This window comes from Shinella yambaruensis, assembly GCF_050859155.1.
GTDB lineage: Bacteria > Pseudomonadota > Alphaproteobacteria > Rhizobiales > Rhizobiaceae > Shinella > Shinella yambaruensis.
In genome coordinates, this window is the sequence record NZ_CP150638.1 from 3,009,260 (window position 1) to 3,023,926 (window position 14,667).

At 64.9% G+C, this 14,667-nt stretch carries 14 protein-coding genes; 6 read left to right on the plus strand and 8 right to left on the minus strand.

The annotated features are described in order from the left end of the window. Positions 1-96: 96 nt before the first annotated feature. From mmsB to chvE, 3 genes are all read right to left on the minus strand, one after another. Complete coding sequence (gene mmsB, locus WMC41_RS14750; RefSeq protein ID WP_272806152.1) at positions 97-1,305, minus strand: multiple monosaccharide ABC transporter permease; 1,209 nt, start codon at positions 1,303-1,305, stop codon at positions 97-99. Further along, positions 1,305-2,840: a multiple monosaccharide ABC transporter ATP-binding protein gene (mmsA, locus tag WMC41_RS14755; protein WP_432344291.1), complete on the minus strand. Its 1,536-nt coding sequence runs from the start codon at positions 2,838-2,840 to the stop codon at positions 1,305-1,307. Before mmsA ends, mmsB begins: the two co-directional genes overlap by 1 nt. Positions 2,841-2,958: 118 nt before the next feature. Further along, positions 2,959-4,032 carry a multiple monosaccharide ABC transporter substrate-binding protein gene (chvE, locus tag WMC41_RS14760; RefSeq protein WP_244767127.1) on the minus strand — a complete coding sequence of 358 codons (1,074 nt, stop codon included), beginning with the start codon at positions 4,030-4,032 and terminating at the stop codon, positions 2,959-2,961. 256 nt (positions 4,033-4,288) lie between these two features. Between chvE and WMC41_RS14765 the strand changes: the two genes are divergently transcribed. Together WMC41_RS14765 and WMC41_RS14770 are read left to right on the plus strand one after the other, a co-directional pair. Further along, positions 4,289-5,296, plus strand: a complete 1,008-nt coding sequence (locus tag WMC41_RS14765) for a LysR family transcriptional regulator (protein ID WP_432344294.1) — start codon at positions 4,289-4,291, stop codon at positions 5,294-5,296. An 11-nt stretch (positions 5,297-5,307) separates the two neighbouring features. After that, a complete protein-coding gene (locus WMC41_RS14770; RefSeq protein ID WP_288083025.1) occupies positions 5,308-5,811 on the plus strand; it encodes a hypothetical protein in 504 nt (167 codons plus the stop codon). A 30-nt stretch (positions 5,812-5,841) separates the two neighbouring features. On the opposite strand, the gene WMC41_RS14775 is transcribed toward WMC41_RS14770, so the two are convergent. The 5 genes from WMC41_RS14775 to WMC41_RS14795 are packed head-to-tail and all read right to left on the minus strand — an operon-like array spanning position 5,842 to position 9,644. Beyond that, a complete protein-coding gene (locus WMC41_RS14775; protein ID WP_432344297.1) occupies positions 5,842-6,066 on the minus strand; it encodes a hypothetical protein in 225 nt (74 codons plus the stop codon). Between the two features lie 60 nt (positions 6,067-6,126). Continuing rightward, positions 6,127-6,921 carry a 3-methyl-2-oxobutanoate hydroxymethyltransferase gene (locus WMC41_RS14780; RefSeq protein WP_432344300.1) on the minus strand — a complete coding sequence of 265 codons (795 nt, stop codon included), beginning with the start codon at positions 6,919-6,921 and terminating at the stop codon, positions 6,127-6,129. Positions 6,922-6,941: 20 nt separating this feature from the next. Next, entirely contained in the window at positions 6,942-8,165 is a 1,224-nt protein-coding gene (locus WMC41_RS14785) for an NAD(P)/FAD-dependent oxidoreductase (protein WP_432344303.1), read from the minus strand. Positions 8,166-8,217: 52 nt separating this feature from the next. Next, positions 8,218-8,532, minus strand: coding sequence for a MocE family 2Fe-2S type ferredoxin (locus tag WMC41_RS14790; RefSeq protein WP_133032655.1), 315 nt, complete (start codon positions 8,530-8,532; stop codon positions 8,218-8,220). A gap of 26 nt (positions 8,533-8,558) precedes the next feature. Then, on the minus strand, positions 8,559-9,644 hold the full coding sequence (locus tag WMC41_RS14795) for a fatty acid desaturase family protein (RefSeq protein ID WP_272806155.1): 1,086 nt from the start codon (positions 9,642-9,644) through the stop codon (positions 8,559-8,561). Between the two features lie 163 nt (positions 9,645-9,807). Here WMC41_RS14795 and WMC41_RS14800 point away from each other — a divergent pair, with 163 nt between their 5' ends. The 4 genes from WMC41_RS14800 to WMC41_RS14815 all read left to right on the plus strand — a co-directional run bounded on the left by WMC41_RS14800 (position 9,808) and on the right by WMC41_RS14815 (position 14,646). Continuing rightward, positions 9,808-10,839: a LacI family DNA-binding transcriptional regulator gene (locus WMC41_RS14800; protein ID WP_288083021.1), complete on the plus strand. Its 1,032-nt coding sequence runs from the start codon at positions 9,808-9,810 to the stop codon at positions 10,837-10,839. 164 nt (positions 10,840-11,003) lie between these two features. Beyond that, positions 11,004-11,816, plus strand: coding sequence for a TIM barrel protein (locus tag WMC41_RS14805; protein ID WP_432344308.1), 813 nt, complete (start codon positions 11,004-11,006; stop codon positions 11,814-11,816). Positions 11,817-12,073: 257 nt separating this feature from the next. Then, the gene (locus tag WMC41_RS14810; RefSeq protein WP_244767136.1) at positions 12,074-13,003 is read left to right on the plus strand and encodes a sugar ABC transporter substrate-binding protein; all 930 of its coding nucleotides are present in this window, start codon (positions 12,074-12,076) and stop codon (positions 13,001-13,003) included. Between the two features lie 104 nt (positions 13,004-13,107). Further along, entirely contained in the window at positions 13,108-14,646 is a 1,539-nt protein-coding gene (locus tag WMC41_RS14815; RefSeq protein ID WP_272806159.1) for a sugar ABC transporter ATP-binding protein, read from the plus strand. Positions 14,647-14,667 lie beyond the last annotated feature (21 nt).

The window sequence follows — 14,667 nt, forward strand, 5'->3', positions numbered from 1 at the left end:
AAGCTCCGCACCTGCGGGGACAGACGTCACCGCACTGGCCGCATCCGCAGCCGGTCAAACACGTTTGCAATCCTTGGGCGGGCCGGTGTTCCCCGGTCAGCCCTTGTTCTTGTTGTAGACGTCGAAGAACACGGCGGCGAGCAGCACCAGGCCCTTGATGAGCTGCTGGTAGTCGATGCCAATGCCCATGATCGACATGCCGTTGTTCATGACGCCCATGATGAAGGCGCCGATGACCGCGCCGGTGATCTTGCCGACGCCACCCGAGGCCGAGGCACCGCCGATGAAGCAGGCCGCGATGACGTCGAGCTCGAAGCCGACGCCAGCCTTCGGCGTCGCCGAGTTGAGGCGGGCGGCGATGATCATGCCGGCGAGCGCGGCGAGCGCCCCCATGTTGACGAAGGTGTAGAAGGTCAGCCGCTCGGTGTTGATGCCCGAGAGCTTCGCCGCCTTCTCATTGCCGCCCATGGCGTAGATGCGCCGGCCGATCGTCGTGCGGGTCGTGACGAAGGTATAGAGCGCGATAAGCAGGCCCATGACGACGAGAACGTTCGGCAGGCCGCGATAGGTCGAGAGCTGGAAGCCGAGAAAGATCGCCACCGCGCTGATGACCGCCATCTGCACGGCGAAGAAGGCGAAGGGCTCGTTCTCCGTCTCGTGCAGCGCATTCATGCGCCGCTCGCGAAGCCCGGCATAGATGGCATAGCCGACCAGCAGGATGACGACGAGGAGCGCGAAATAGTTCTTGATGAGGCTCGTCGCCGGGTCGGTGAGCGACAGGAAATCCGGCACGAAGCCCGTGGAGAGGATCTGGAACTCCTTCGGGAACGGGCCGACCGGACGGCCGCCGAGCACGACATAGGTCATGCCGCGGAAGACGAGCATGCCGGCAAGCGTGACGATGAAGGACGGGATCTTCTGGTAGGCGACCCAATAGCCCTGCGCCGCGCCCATCAGCGCCCCGACGAAAATGCAGAGCGGCACGACGATGATCGCCGGCATTCCCCATTTCACCAGCATGATCGCCGAGATCGCGCCGATGAAGGCGACGATCGAGCCGACCGAGAGGTCGATATGCCCCGCCACGATGATCAGCAGCATGCCCAGCGCCATGATGACGATGAACGAGTTCTGCAGCACCAGATTGGTGATGTTGACCGGGCGGAAGAGCACGCCCTGGGTAATGACCTGGAAGAAGATCATGATCACGACGAGCGCGACGAGCAGGCCGTATTCGCGGATGTTCCGGCGCAGGTAGTCTCCCACCGAAGGCTGGGTCGTCTTGGTCGCGGTATCGGTGGACATCAGTGTTTCTCCCCGGAGCGCATGATGGCGCGCATGATGGATTCCTGGCTTGCTTCCGCCTTGGAAAGCTCGGCCACGATGCGTCCTTCGTTCATGACATAGATGCGATCGCAGGTCCCGAGCAGTTCCGGCATCTCCGACGAGATCATCAGGATGCCCTTGCCCTCGGCGGCAAGCTGGTTGATGATTGTGTAGATTTCGAACTTGGCGCCGACATCGATGCCGCGCGTGGGTTCATCGAGGATCAGAACCTCGGGATTGGTGAAGAGCCATTTCGACAGCACGACCTTCTGCTGGTTGCCGCCTGAAAGATTGACCGCTTCCTGATAGATCGAGTGCGAGCGGATGCGCAGCTTCTGGCGATAGCCGGAGGCGACCTTTGCCTCCTGCCGGTTGTCGATGACCGTGGCCTTCGAAACGCCGCCGAGATTGGCGAGCGTCGTGTTGTGCATGATGTTGTCGATCAGCACGAGGCCGAGCTGCTTGCGGTCCTCGGTCACATAGGCAAGGCCGGCCTCGATCGCCTTCGGGATCGTGCTCACATCCACCGGCTTGCCGCGCATGAAGACGTCGCCGGTGATCTTGTGCCCCCAGCTCCTGCCGAAGAGGCTCATCGCCGTTTCGGTGCGCCCCGCGCCCATCAGGCCGGCAATGCCGACCACCTCGCCGGCGCGCACGGCGAAGCTGACGTCGTGCAGGAACTGCCGGTCGCGATGGTGCTGGTGGAAGACGTTCCAGTTCTTCACCTCGAGCAGCGTCTCGCCGATCTTCGGCTCGCGCGGGGGATAGCGGTCCTCCATCTCGCGGCCGACCATGCCCTTGATGATGCGGTCCTCGGAAATGTCCTCGTGATGACAGTCCAGCGTCTCGACCGTGCCGCCGTCGCGCAGGATGGTGATCTGGTCGGCGACCTTTTTGATCTCGTTCAGCTTGTGCGAGATGATGATCGAGGTCATGCCCTGGCTGCGGAACTCCATGAGCAGCTTCAAAAGCGCGTCGGAGTCCTTCTCGTTCAGCGAGGCGGTCGGCTCGTCGAGGATGAGCAGGCGCACCTTCTTGGAGAGCGCCTTGGCGATCTCGACGAGCTGCTGCTTGCCGACGCCGATATCGGTGATCAGCGTGCCCGGCGGCTCCCTGAGGCCGACCTTGTCGAGCAGTTCCTGCGTGCGGCGAAAGGCGAGCTTCCAGTCGATCACGCCGTTCGTCGCCACCTCGTTGCCGAGGAAGATGTTTTCCACGATCGACAGCAGCGGCACCAGCGCCAGCTCCTGGTGGATGATGATGATGCCCAGATGCTCGCTGTCGGAGATCGTGGAGAAGCGGCGGACCTCGCCGTCGAAATGGATTTCGCCCTCGTAGGAGCCGGCCGGATAGACGCCGCTCAGCACCTTCATGAGGGTGGATTTGCCGGCGCCGTTCTCGCCGACAAGGGCGTGGATCTCGCCTTCGCGGACCTTCAGGTTGACGTTGTCGAGGGCCTTCACGCCCGGAAACGTCTTCGTGATGCCGCGCATTTCGAGAAGGGTCTTGCTCATGTACCAGTTTCCAGCGGCCGGCCAACCCCATCGAGGGGAAAGCGAGCCTATTCGCTCTGCGATCCGGAGAAAAGAGGGTTCGCGCTGGTCGGCGCGAACCCGGAGTGGGAAGAAGAGATCAGTTCTTGATCTGGTCGGCCGTGTAGTAGCCCGAGTCCGTGACGAGGATCTGTTCCGCGTTGGACTTGTCGACGGCGACGGGCTTCAAGAGGTAGGACGGAACGACCTTGACGCCGTTGTCATAGGTCTTGGTGTCGTTCACTTCCGGCTCCTTGCCGTCGAGGATCGCGTTGACCATGCCGACCGTGACCTTGGCGAGTTCGCGCGTGTCCTTGAAGACCGTCGAATACTGCTCGTCGGCGAGGATCGACTTGACGGAAGGCAGCTCGGCGTCCTGGCCGGTAACGACGGCCATCGGCTGGTCGCCCGAGCCGTAGCCGACGCCCTTCAGGGCCGACAGGATGCCGATGGACAGACCGTCATAGGGCGAGAGCACGCCATCGACGCGGCCGTCGGTGTATGTCGAGGAGAGCAGGTTCTCCATGCGGGCCTGCGCGACCGCGCCGTCCCAGCGCAGCGTGCCGACGGTTTCCATGCCGGTCTGGCCCGACTTGATGACGATGTCGCCGCTGTCGATCAGCGGCTGGAGAACCGACATAGCGCCGTCATAGAAGAAGAAGGCATTGTTGTCGTCCGGCGAACCGCCGAAAAGCTCGACGTTCCACGGCTTGGTATCCGGGAACTTCGCCTTCAGGCCGTCGACGAGGCTGGTGGCCTGGAGGACGCCGACCTGGAAATTGTCGAAGGTGGCGTAGTAGTCGACATTGCCCGAATCGCGGATCAGACGGTCGTAGGCGATGACCTTCACGCCGGCATCGGCCGACTTCTGGAGGATGTCGGACAGCGTCGTGCCGTCGATGGCGCCGATCACGAGCACCTTGGCGCCCTTTGTGACCATGTTCTCGATCTGGGCGAGCTGGTTCGGGATATCATCGTCAGCGAACTGCAGGTCCGGCGTGTAACCGGCTTCCTTGAAAAGCTTTTCCATCGTCTCGCCGTCGGAAATCCAGCGGGTCGAGGTCTTGGTGGGCATGGAAATGCCGACCATGCCCTTGTCCTGGGCGAAGGACGGCGCCACGAACGACGCGACGCTGATGGCAGCGGCGGCGAGAAGCGAAGTGATCATTTTCATTGAAAGGTCTCTCCCTGGTGCGCACTGGCCGAAATTGCGGCCAGGCATTGTTCTGTGCACGGGCGGGGTCGCATTCAGACGACGGCCTGGACTGGAGGGCAGAAAGCCCACCGGTCCCCACTCCCAAGGACCCCAGCGCACATTGGCGCAACGTCCACCGAATTGCCATAACTGTCAAATGCAATGAGCTTCTAATTCGATATCAAAATTGGTATATAGTATCGGATATATACTATTTTTATCGATCGAGGTAACGATGCGTTTGGACGATGACGTCGACGAACAGCTTTTCCCCGGCGAGGGCGGCGGCGATCTCCAGAGCGTCGGCCTCCTGCGCAGCGGCCTGAAGCTCAGCCATCTGCGCATGATCGTCGCCATCGAGGAGCACAGGCAGGTCAGCGCGGCAGCCGATGCGCTGAACATCTCGCAGCCCGCCGCCTCCCGCATGCTGACGGAAATGGAGACCATCCTCAAGGCGCAGCTGTGCGAGCGCGTCTCGCGCGGCGTGGCGCTCACCGCCTTCGGCAGGGCTTTCGCGCGGCGCGCGCGCACCATTCTTCTGGAGCTGCGCGAAGTCGACCGCGAGCTGTCCGCCCTGAAATCCGGCACCGGCGGCTCGGTTTTCCTCGGCTCGGTGACCGCGCCGGCGATCAGCCTCGCCGTGCCGGCGATCCAGCAGGTCAGCGCCGCCTATCCCGGCATCGAGGTGAACGTGCGCGTGGAGACGAGTAACGTGCTCGCGCGCGAGCTGCTGGCGGCGCGGCAGGACTTCATCATCGCCCGCGTGCCCGACGATCTCAATCCGCGGCTCTTCAACGTCACCGAGATCGGCATCGAAAAGGCCTGCCTCATCGTGCGCAAGGGCCATCCGCTGCTCGAAAAGCCCGTCGCCAGCCTTGCCGATCTGCCGCACTACGACTGGGTCTTCCAGCCGGCCGGCACGCTTTTACGCCGGCGCATCGAGGAGCTGTTCCTCGCCGCCGGCGTGCCGCTGCCGTCCACCGTGGTCAACACCTCGTCCATCCTGCTGACGACCGCCATCGTCTGCGGCTCGAACGCGATCGCCCCCGTCGCCCGCGACATGGCCGTCTTCATCGCCGATGTCGGCGCGCAGGCGGGCGAAATCAGCATCCTCAACACCGATTTCGAGATCGACATCAAGCCGTACAGCCTTATCTCCGTCAAAGGCAGGGCGCTGCCGCCGAGCGCCAAACTGCTCTATGATCTGATCCTGCAACGCAGCCGGATGCTGGCGCCGGACTGAGGAGGCCTTTCATGTTCGGCATGACCGTGTTCGAATCCGTGCTGGAACGGCTGAAGGCCGAGGCGCGCCAGGCCGCCGGGGAAGAGGCGGAGGACGAAGCCCCCGACGACGACGTCCAGGCCGAGGTGCGCGGCCTGCCCTCCGGCTTCGCCGGCCTCGGCACGGGCGGCGCCTTCGTCTCCGGCTCCCAGGCCGCCGCCGCCTATCTCGATCTCTACGAGGAGCCCGCCCCGGTCGAGCCGGAGCAACCGGCGCCCGCCGAACCGCCTCCGCCCCCGCCGCATCTCCTGCGCATCGCGCCGGAGGAGGTGGCCAGCGACCTTGGCCTTGACGGCAGGGAGAGCGTGGACGAGCTGCTCGCCCGTAGGCGCGGCTTTGCCCGGGAAAACCATCCCGACCGCGCGCCGGAGGAACTGCGTGCCAATGCGACCCTGCGCATGAAGATCGCCAACATGCTGATCGACGAGACGATCCGGCGGATCAATATCGAAAGGAGCCTCGGCCTGTCGCGCTGAGCCCTGTCGCGAAAACCATCGCGATGCGCCTTAGCCCTTCGGCTCCTGTTCCGGCGGCTTTGTGGCCGGATCGGAGGGCTTGAAGAAGAGGATGAGCTGCGCGAAGGCATAGGCCGAGACGACGAGGAAGATCGTGCCCCAGGTCTGCTCGCCGTTGTAGAATTCCACCGCCGTCCAGGCAGCGCAGACCCCGACCAAAAGCAGCCGCCGCCAGAGCGGACGGTAGAACGGATGATCGGGATCGATGAATTTCATGAACGTCTCCTCACGCTTCAGCGCCTACATAGGCGGTTTTCCCGCGCGAGGGAACGGCTTTCAAGCATCGACCCGGTCCAGGAACGCCGAAAGCTCGGCCGGCGCGATGTCGACGAGGTGACCCTTTTCAGGATAGGCGCCCGAGCGCACGTCGTCGGCATATTCGCGGAAGGCGGCGATGCGCTCCTGCTGCAGCCGGTCGTATTCGGCGGCGAAGTTGCGGTAGACCTTCGCATGGCGCGGATAGTGCCCGCGGTTCTGGCCGAGCACGTCCTCGGCGAAGAGATATTGCGCATCGCAGCCCGTGCCCGCGCCCATGGAGAGCATGACGAGCCCCGTCCTCACGCTGATCGCCGCGGCGATCTCGTCGGGCACTACCTCGATCTCGGCCGCGAAGGCGCCTGCCTCCTCCAGCGCCTTTACCTGCCGGAAGATTTCCATCGCGCTCTCGGCCGTCTTGCCGACGGCGCGGAAACCGCCGGTCCAGGTGGCCTTGGAGGGGATGAGCCCGACATGGCCGCAGACCGGGATGCCCTCCTCGCGCAGGCGCCGGACGGTGGAAAGCCCGGCGGCGCAATAGACGGCATCGCCCCCCGCCTTCATCGCCTGGAAGGCGCCGCGCAGATAGTCGTCCGCCGTGACGAAATCGCCGTATTCCAGTCCCGGAAAGGCAAAGACCGTGGGCGCGGCCTCGCGGAAGGCCGGCCCCAGCAGCGCCGGCGGCACGGAGACGAGGTCGATGCCCGCCTTCTCGGCGGCCTCCGCCTCCTCCAGCGTCACGACGCGCAGCATGGTGAGCTGCCGCTTGCCCTTCATCGCCTTGAGGTCGGCAACGGTTGGTCTTTTGGTCTTCATCCTGTCCTCCGGACCGCCCTTCAGGCGGCAAGCAATGTCTTCAGTTTGGTTTCCGGCGCGGCGAGCGCGGCCGGATCGGGATGCCGGCGGGCGGCGATCAGCATCTCCGCAAGGCGGATGTCGCGGGCGACCGCATTGCCCTTGCCGATGCCGCTTGCCGCGATCAGCCGGCCTTCGGCATCGAGATGGAAGAGGAGGAAGGCGTCCTCGCCGAGGTCGCGCCGCACGGTCGTCGCAGCGCCGTCGGCCAGCCCCGCGATCTGCAGCGTCATGTCGTACTGGTCCGACCAGAACCACGGCACGACACAATGCGCTTCCCCGCCGCCGAGCATGTTGGCCGCCGCAAGCTGGCCCTGCTCCTGCGCATTGCGCCAGGATTCGAGCCGGACGCGCCGGTCGCCGTAGAGCGGCAGCGGATAGGACGTGCAGTCGCCGGCCGCGAGGATATCCGGATCGGAGGTGCGCAGCAGGCCGTCGACGGCGATGCCGTTGTCCACGGCAAGCCCCGCCGCCTCCGCCAGCTCCGTGTTCGGCACGGCGCCGATGCCGACGACCAGCAGGCTGGCCGAGACGACGCGGCCGTCCTCCAGCGTGAGGCGAACCTCGCCCGGCCGCTCCTCGATGCCGGCAACCTTCGCGCCGCACAGCACCTCGACGCCTTCGGCCGCATGGCGGCTGGCGACGATCGCGGCGATCTCCGCCGGCACGCCGCGGCTGAGGACGCGCGGCAGGGCCTCGACGAGCGTCACGCTCGCACCGAGCTTGCGGGCGCTCGCCGCCAGCTCCAGGCCGATGAAGCCGCCGCCGAGAATGGCGACGTGGCTTCCCTCCACGAGATGGGCGCGAATGCGCGTTGCATCGTCATGGCTGCGAAGGGCGGCGATGCGCCCGCCGCAGGCCATGCCCGGCAGCGTGCGCGGGCGCGCACCGGTCGCCAGCAGCAATTTGTCATAGGGAAGCGTCGTGCCGTCGCCGAGCCGTACCCGCCGGCCGGCCCTGTCTATCTCAAGGACCGTGCGGCCGGAAAGCACCGCGATACCGGCGGCGGCATAACGTTCCGCGTCCGCGACGAGTTTCGGGCCTGCGCCGGCGACCAGCGCCTCTTTGGAGAGCGGCGGACGCTCATAGGGCAGATGCGTTTCGCTGCCGATCAGGGTGATCGTGCCGTTAAAACCCTTTTCCCTGAGCGCGAAGGCTGCGCGCGCGCCGCATTCGCCGGCGCCGACGATGACGAAATCCGCCATGACGTGATCCTCCCGGGCGGTTCCGGCAGCCAGAACCGCGAAAACAAGAAAGCTAGAGCCCGATGAAGACCGTACCGCCCTCGACCTTGACCGGATAGGTCCGAAGGTCGACGCAGACCGGTGCGCCCTTGGCCTCGCCGGTCTTGTAGTCGAAGCGGCCGTTATGCTTGGGACATTCGATGATGTGATCCATCACCAGCCCGTCGGCAAGGTGGATCTTCTCGTGGGTGCAGAGCCCGTCCGTTGCGTGATAGGTGTCTTCCGGGCTGCGATAGATCGCGAAGGTGCGGCCTGCATGGTCGAAGCGGATGACATCCTCCTCGTCGATCTCGTCCGCTGCGCAGACCTCGATCCAGGTGTCGCTCATGGTCTCTCCTCCGATGATGTGCTGGTTTATTCGGCGGCCGCGACGGCCGGCTCGCTGTGGAATTCTTCCTTGTAGGGCCGCGCCGTCGCGGGCAGGTCGCGCTTGAGGAAGTAGTCCTCGTTGCGAAGCTGGCGCAGGAAGGCGGGGATCATCTCCCGGTAGCCGTGCCACATGGACGGGTTCGGCGCCGGCAGGTCATGCTTGATCATCGCATGCAGCCGCGGCAGCGCATGGTAGGGCACCATCGGGAACATGTGGTGCTCCACATGATAGTTCATGTTCCAGTAGATGAAGCGGCTGACCGGGTTCATGTAGACGGTGCGGCTGTTCAGCCGATGGTCGATGACATTGTCGGCAAGGCCGCCATGCTGGAGCAGTCCCGTCAAAACGTGATGCCAGGCGCCATAAAGCCGCGGCAGGCCGATGAGCATGGCCGGCAGGATCGAGCCGAGCGCGAAACAGAGGGCGATGGTCGCACCGTAGATGGCGAGCCAGATGCGGGCGATGCGGATCGCCTTCGGCTGCTCGGAGGCGGGGATGAAGGTCTTTTCCGCCGCGCTCATCACGCCCGCCGCATTGCGCAGCATGTCGATGACGGCATGCCAGGCATCGAGCAGGCCGAAGAAATTGAGCACGAGACGGGCGAGGTCCGGCGGGCGCATCACGGCGATCTCCGGATCACGGCCGACGATGACCGTGTCCGTGTGGTGGCGCGTGTGGCTCCAGCGCCAGGTCACCGGGTTGCGCATGATCATGAAGCAGGCGATCTGGTAGACGGCGTCGTTCATCCACATCGTCTTGAAGGCCGTGCCGTGGCCGCATTCGTGCCAGCGGCTGTCGGAGGCCGAGCCATAGAGCACGCCATAGACGAGGAAGAACGGCACCGCCCACCAGCTGCCCCACAGCCAGATGCCGGCAGCCCCGGTGACCAGCATGGTGCCGAGCCAGATCGCGGTGTCGCGGATCGCCGGCGCGTCGCTGCGCTGCATCAGCGCCTTCATGTCCTTGCGGGCGATTTCGGTGTGATACCACTCGGCCGCGGCCAGGCCATTGGCCACGGCGGCCTCGGCATCGCGGCCAAGAAGGCTGTAATCCCGCTTCGTCGGCTTCATCCCTCGTCTCCTCCCTGCGGCGGCGCTTGCAGGCACTCGCCTCGTCTGATGCACAAACGATACCGCCCCAGCTTGCATCTCTCAATCCTGCCATGATAGAATACATCAAATTCCATCATTCACTATCATTCCGCTTTGATGGAAAGATTTCAGGGAGGGGACCATGGCATCGCGACCCACCATTACGGATCTGGCGAAGGCCGCCGGCGTCAGCGTGGCGACGGTCGACCGCGTGCTGAACGGGCGCCACAAGGTGCGCGAGGAGACGGCGCGGCGCGTCTACGATGCCGCCAATGCGATCGGCTATCACGCGATCGGGCTCATCCGGCAGCGGGTCTTCGAGGACCTGCCGCAATACCGGCTGGGCTTCAGCTTCCAGCGCCCGAGCCAGGCCTTCTACCAGAATTTCGCGCGCGAGATCGAGATCGCCTGCAATGCCTGCACCACGGCACGCATCGTGCCGCAGGTCGACTTCATCAACGCGCAGACGCCGGCCGCGATGACGGACATGCTGCGGCAGCTCTCCGCCCGCAACCAGGCCCTCGCCGTTGTCGCCCCCGACTATCCGGCGACGACCGCCATGGTGGAGGACCTGAGGAACCGGGGCATTCCCCTCTTCTGCCTGCTCTCCGACTTCGCCATGGACGTGCGCCAGGGCTATATCGGCCTCAACAACATGAAGGTCGGCCGCACGGCGGCCTGGATGATCGCCCGCGGCGCCCGCCGGCCCGGCAAGGTGGCGATCTTCGTCGGCAGCCACCGCTTCCACGGCCACGAGCTGCGCGAGATGGGCTTCCGCTCCTTCTTCCGCGAGAAGGGCCAGGATTTCGAGGTGCTGGACACGCTCGTCAATCTCGACACCAGCGAGATCACCCACGAGGCGACCGCCAACCTGCTCGCCCAGCACCCCGATCTCGTCGGCCTCTATGTCGCCGGCGGCGGCATGGAAGGCGCGATTTCCGCCATCCGTGAAGAGGGTTACGGCGGGAAGATCCAGCTCATCGTCAACGAACTCACGCCCGAATCGAAGGCCGGCCTTGCGGACAACGTCGTCACCATGGCGATCAGCACGCCCCTGCCCGCCCTCTGCCGCGAGCTCGTCTCGCTGATGGTGACGGCCATCGAGAAGGGCGAGGCTGCCGTGCCCGGGCAGACGTTCCTGCCCTTCGATATCTTCCTTCCCGAGAACATCTGACAGGCTGGATGATGGTTTTCCATCATCCGCCCGATGAATCTGTCAGCAATGAGGGCGTGGCCGGCGCCTTCGGCTTTGACGCCCGTCAAGCGCTTCCCGATCCTCATGCGTGCATGCGAGGCCGCCCTGTCGGCGGCCCCCGAAGACCGGAGGACCTCCATTCCATGCCGCCCCTTGATTTCGCCCTCAACCACATGACGGCGCCCGCGCTGAACCTCGACGCCTTCTTCGCCCTCGCCGTCTCGCTCGGCATCACGAAGGTCGAGATCCGCAACGACCTTGACGGCAACGCCATCCTGGACGGCACCACGCCAGCCGAGGTGAAGGCGCTCGCCGCCCGCCACGGCGTCACGGTCATCTCGATCAATGCGCTCCAGCGCTTCAACGAATGGACGCCCGCCCGCGCTGCCGAGGCGAAGGAGCTCATCGACTACGCCGCGGCGGCGGGCGCCCGCGCGCTCGTGCTCGTGCCGAAGAACGACGGCACCGGCCAGGCCGACGGCGAGCGGCAGGCCAACCTTGCCGAGGCGCTGGCCGCCCTGAAGCCGATGCTGACTGCGGCCGGAATCATCGGCCTCGTCGAGCCGCTCGGCTTCGATATCTGCTCGCTGCGCTCCAAGCGCGAGGCTGCCGAGGCGATCGAGGCCGTGGGCGGGGAACAGACATTCCGCCTTGTGCACGACACGTTCCACCATCACCTCGCCGGAGAGCCGGAGCTCTTCGCGGCGCTCACCGGCCTCGTCCATATTTCCGGCGTCGAGGATGCCGATGTCACCGTTCCCGCCATGCGCGACGGTCACCGCGTCCTGGTCGGCCCGCAGGACCGGCTCGGAAACATCAGCCAGATCAAGGCCCTGGCTGCTGCCGGTTATGCGGGACCGCTCTCCTTCGAGCCCTTTTCGCCGTCCGTACACGACGTCATCGATCCCAGGGCGGCCGTGGCGCAGAGCGTCGCCTTCATCCGCGAAAACATCTAGGGCCGGCGGGGCCGGCGGCCTGTCCGCCGGCACTTTTCCCCAGGGCCTTGCGGGATTCCCGGTCCTGAAAAATGGAACGGGCTTGACGTCCCGAGCAGAAAATGGAATAAACATTCCGCAATACGGAATTCGCGGTTTGTTTATTCTGTTTTGGCCTCTTGCCTCCCGGGAGGAGCAAGGGGCCGGCTGCCCGCAAGGGCCAGCTGTCCGGACAATCGAGTGGCGCTGCCGGACGCCACGTTGAGGAGGAGAACGACATGAAAAAATTCATTCTGAGCTCGGCGCTTGCCGTGATGATGTCCACCGCCGCCCATGCCGAGACGATCGGCGTGTCCATGGCGCTGTTCGACGACAACTTCCTGACCGTCCTGCGCAACGGCATGTCCGACTACGCCAAGACGCTCGACGGCGTCGAGCTGCAGATCGAGGATGCCCAGAACGACGTGGCCAAGCAGCAGAGCCAGGTGCAGAACTTCATCGCCTCGGGTGTCAGCGCCATCATCGTGAACCCGGTCGATACCGACGCCACCGCCGCGCTCTCCAAGGCCGCGGCCGATGCGGGCATTCCGCTGGTCTATGTCAACCGCGAGCCGGTCAACGTCAACGAGCTGCCGGAAAAGCAGGCCTTCGTGGCTTCCGACGAAAAGGAATCCGGCACGCTGGAAACCAAGGAAGTCTGCCGCCTGCTGAACGGCAAGGGCAAGGTCGTCGTCATGATGGGCGAGCTTTCCAACCAGGCCGCCCGCGTGCGCACGCAGGACATCAAGGACGTCATCGCCACCGACGAGTGCAAGGGCCTCGAAATCGTCGAGGAGCAGACCGCCAACTGGTCGCGCACGCAGGGCTCCGACCTCATGACCAACTGGCTCTCCGCCGGCCTGGAGTTCGACGCCGTCATCTCCAACAATGACGAGATGGCGATCGGTGCCATCCAGGCGCTGAAGGCTGCCGGCCGCTCGATGGACAGCGTCGTCGTCGCCGGCATCGACGCCACGCAGGACGCGCTTGCCGCCATGGCGGCCGGCGATCTCGACGTGACGGTGTTCCAGGATGCCGCCGGCCAGGGCAAGGGCTCGGTCGATGCCGCGCTGAAGCTGGCCAGGGGCGAGCAGGTCGACACCAAGGTGTACATCCCCTTCCAGCTCGTGACCCCGGCCAACATCGCCGACTTCCAGTCGAAGAACTGACCGGTTCCCACCGGTCGCGGAAAACCGCTAGACTGCTGTGGACGCGCGCACGCAAGCGTGCGCGCGTCCGACCCGTTTCTGGTTGCTCCGGGAGGGAGGGGACGATGGTCAGTCCGACCACCATGGCCGCGGTTCGTGCAAGCGGCGCCATTCCGAATGCCGAATATCTGCTGTCCGCGGAAGGTATCCGCAAGGAATTTCCGGGCGTCGTCGCGCTTGACGACGTCGAGTTCAAGCTGAAGCGCGGCACCGTGCATGCGCTGATGGGCGAGAACGGCGCGGGCAAATCCACGCTGATGAAGATCCTCGCCGGCATCTACACGCCCGACCAGGGCGAGGTGCTGCTCAAGGGCCAGAAGATCCGCCTGCAATCGCCGCTCGACGCGCTGGAGAACGGCATCGCCATGATCCATCAGGAACTCAACCTGATGCCCTTCATGACGGTCGCCGAGAACATCTGGATCCGCCGCGAGCCGAAGAACCGCTTCGGCTTCGTCGATCACGGCGAGATGCACCGCAAGACGGCCGCGCTCTTCAAGCGCCTCAACATCGTGATGGACCCGGAAACCCAGGTGCGCGACCTCTCGGTGGCCAACCGCCAGATGGTCGAGATCGCGAAGGCCGTCTCCTACGAGAGCGACGTGCTCATCATGGACGAGCCGACCTCGGCGCTGACCGAGCGCGAGGTGGAGCACCTCTTCACCATCATCCGGGACCTGCGCGCGCAGGGCATCGGTATCGTCTACATCACCCATAAGATGAACGAGCTGTTCGAGATCGCCGACGAATTCTCGGTGTTCCGCGACGGCAAGTATATCGGCACGCATGCCTCGACCGACGTGACGCGCGACGACATCATCCGCATGATGGTCGGCCGCGAGATCACCCAGATGTTCCCGAAGGAGGAGGTGCCGATCGGCGACGTCGTCCTCTCGGTGAAGAACCTCACCCTCAAGGGCGTGTTCCACGACGTGTCCTTCGACGTGCGCGCCGGCGAGATCCTCGGCCTTGCCGGCCTCGTCGGCTCGGGCCGCTCGAACGTCGCCGAGACGATCTTCGGCGTGACGCCGGCGACCTCGGGCAGCATCGAGATCAACGGAAAGCCGGTGACCATCGACAGTCCGAACACGGCGATCCGGCATCGCATGGCGTTCCTGACGGAAGACCGCAAGGACACCGGCTGTCTCTTAATACTCGACATCCTGGAAAACATGCAGATCGCCGTCCTCCAGGACAAGTTCGTCAAGAACGGCTTCGTCGCCGAGGGCGAGCTGACCAAGGTCTGCGAGGAGATGAGCCGGAAGCTGCGGGTGAAGACGCCGAACCTTCACGAGCGCATCGAGAACCTGTCAGGCGGCAACCAGCAGAAGGTGCTGATCGGCCGCTGGCTGCTTACCCATCCGCGCATCCTCATCCTCGACGAGCCGACCCGCGGCATCGATGTCGGCGCCAAGGCGGAAATCCACCGCTTCGTCACCGAGCTCGCCCGCGACGGCGTCGCCGTCATCATGATCTCGTCGGAAATGCCGGAAGTGCTCGGCATGAGCGACCGCGTCATGGTCATGCACGAGGGCCGCGTCACCGGCATCCTCGACCGGGCGGAGGCGACGCAGGTCAAGGTCATGGAACTGGCTGCCCAGTGAAATCAGCCCAAGGAATATTCA

What these genes read in the sequence shown, in the direction of transcription:
- mmsB (WP_272806152.1), bottom strand. Translation starts at nt 1,305, where the DNA reads ATGTCCACCGATACCGCGACCAAGACGACCCAGCCTTCGGTGGGAGAC.
- mmsA (WP_432344291.1), bottom strand. Translation starts at nt 2,840, where the DNA reads ATGAGCAAGACCCTTCTCGAAATGCGCGGCATCACGAAGACGTTTCCG.
- chvE (WP_244767127.1), bottom strand. Translation starts at nt 4,032, where the DNA reads ATGAAAATGATCACTTCGCTTCTCGCCGCCGCTGCCATCAGCGTCGCG.
- WMC41_RS14765 (WP_432344294.1), top strand. Translation starts at nt 4,289, where the DNA reads ATGCGTTTGGACGATGACGTCGACGAACAGCTTTTCCCCGGCGAGGGC.
- WMC41_RS14770 (WP_288083025.1), top strand. Translation starts at nt 5,308, where the DNA reads ATGTTCGGCATGACCGTGTTCGAATCCGTGCTGGAACGGCTGAAGGCC.
- WMC41_RS14775 (WP_432344297.1), bottom strand. Translation starts at nt 6,066, where the DNA reads ATGAAATTCATCGATCCCGATCATCCGTTCTACCGTCCGCTCTGGCGG.
- WMC41_RS14780 (WP_432344300.1), bottom strand. Translation starts at nt 6,921, where the DNA reads ATGAAGACCAAAAGACCAACCGTTGCCGACCTCAAGGCGATGAAGGGC.
- WMC41_RS14785 (WP_432344303.1), bottom strand. Translation starts at nt 8,165, where the DNA reads ATGGCGGATTTCGTCATCGTCGGCGCCGGCGAATGCGGCGCGCGCGCA.
- WMC41_RS14790 (WP_133032655.1), bottom strand. Translation starts at nt 8,532, where the DNA reads ATGAGCGACACCTGGATCGAGGTCTGCGCAGCGGACGAGATCGACGAG.
- WMC41_RS14795 (WP_272806155.1), bottom strand. Translation starts at nt 9,644, where the DNA reads ATGAAGCCGACGAAGCGGGATTACAGCCTTCTTGGCCGCGATGCCGAG.
- WMC41_RS14800 (WP_288083021.1), top strand. Translation starts at nt 9,808, where the DNA reads ATGGCATCGCGACCCACCATTACGGATCTGGCGAAGGCCGCCGGCGTC.
- WMC41_RS14805 (WP_432344308.1), top strand. Translation starts at nt 11,004, where the DNA reads ATGCCGCCCCTTGATTTCGCCCTCAACCACATGACGGCGCCCGCGCTG.
- WMC41_RS14810 (WP_244767136.1), top strand. Translation starts at nt 12,074, where the DNA reads ATGAAAAAATTCATTCTGAGCTCGGCGCTTGCCGTGATGATGTCCACC.
- WMC41_RS14815 (WP_272806159.1), top strand. Translation starts at nt 13,108, where the DNA reads ATGGTCAGTCCGACCACCATGGCCGCGGTTCGTGCAAGCGGCGCCATT.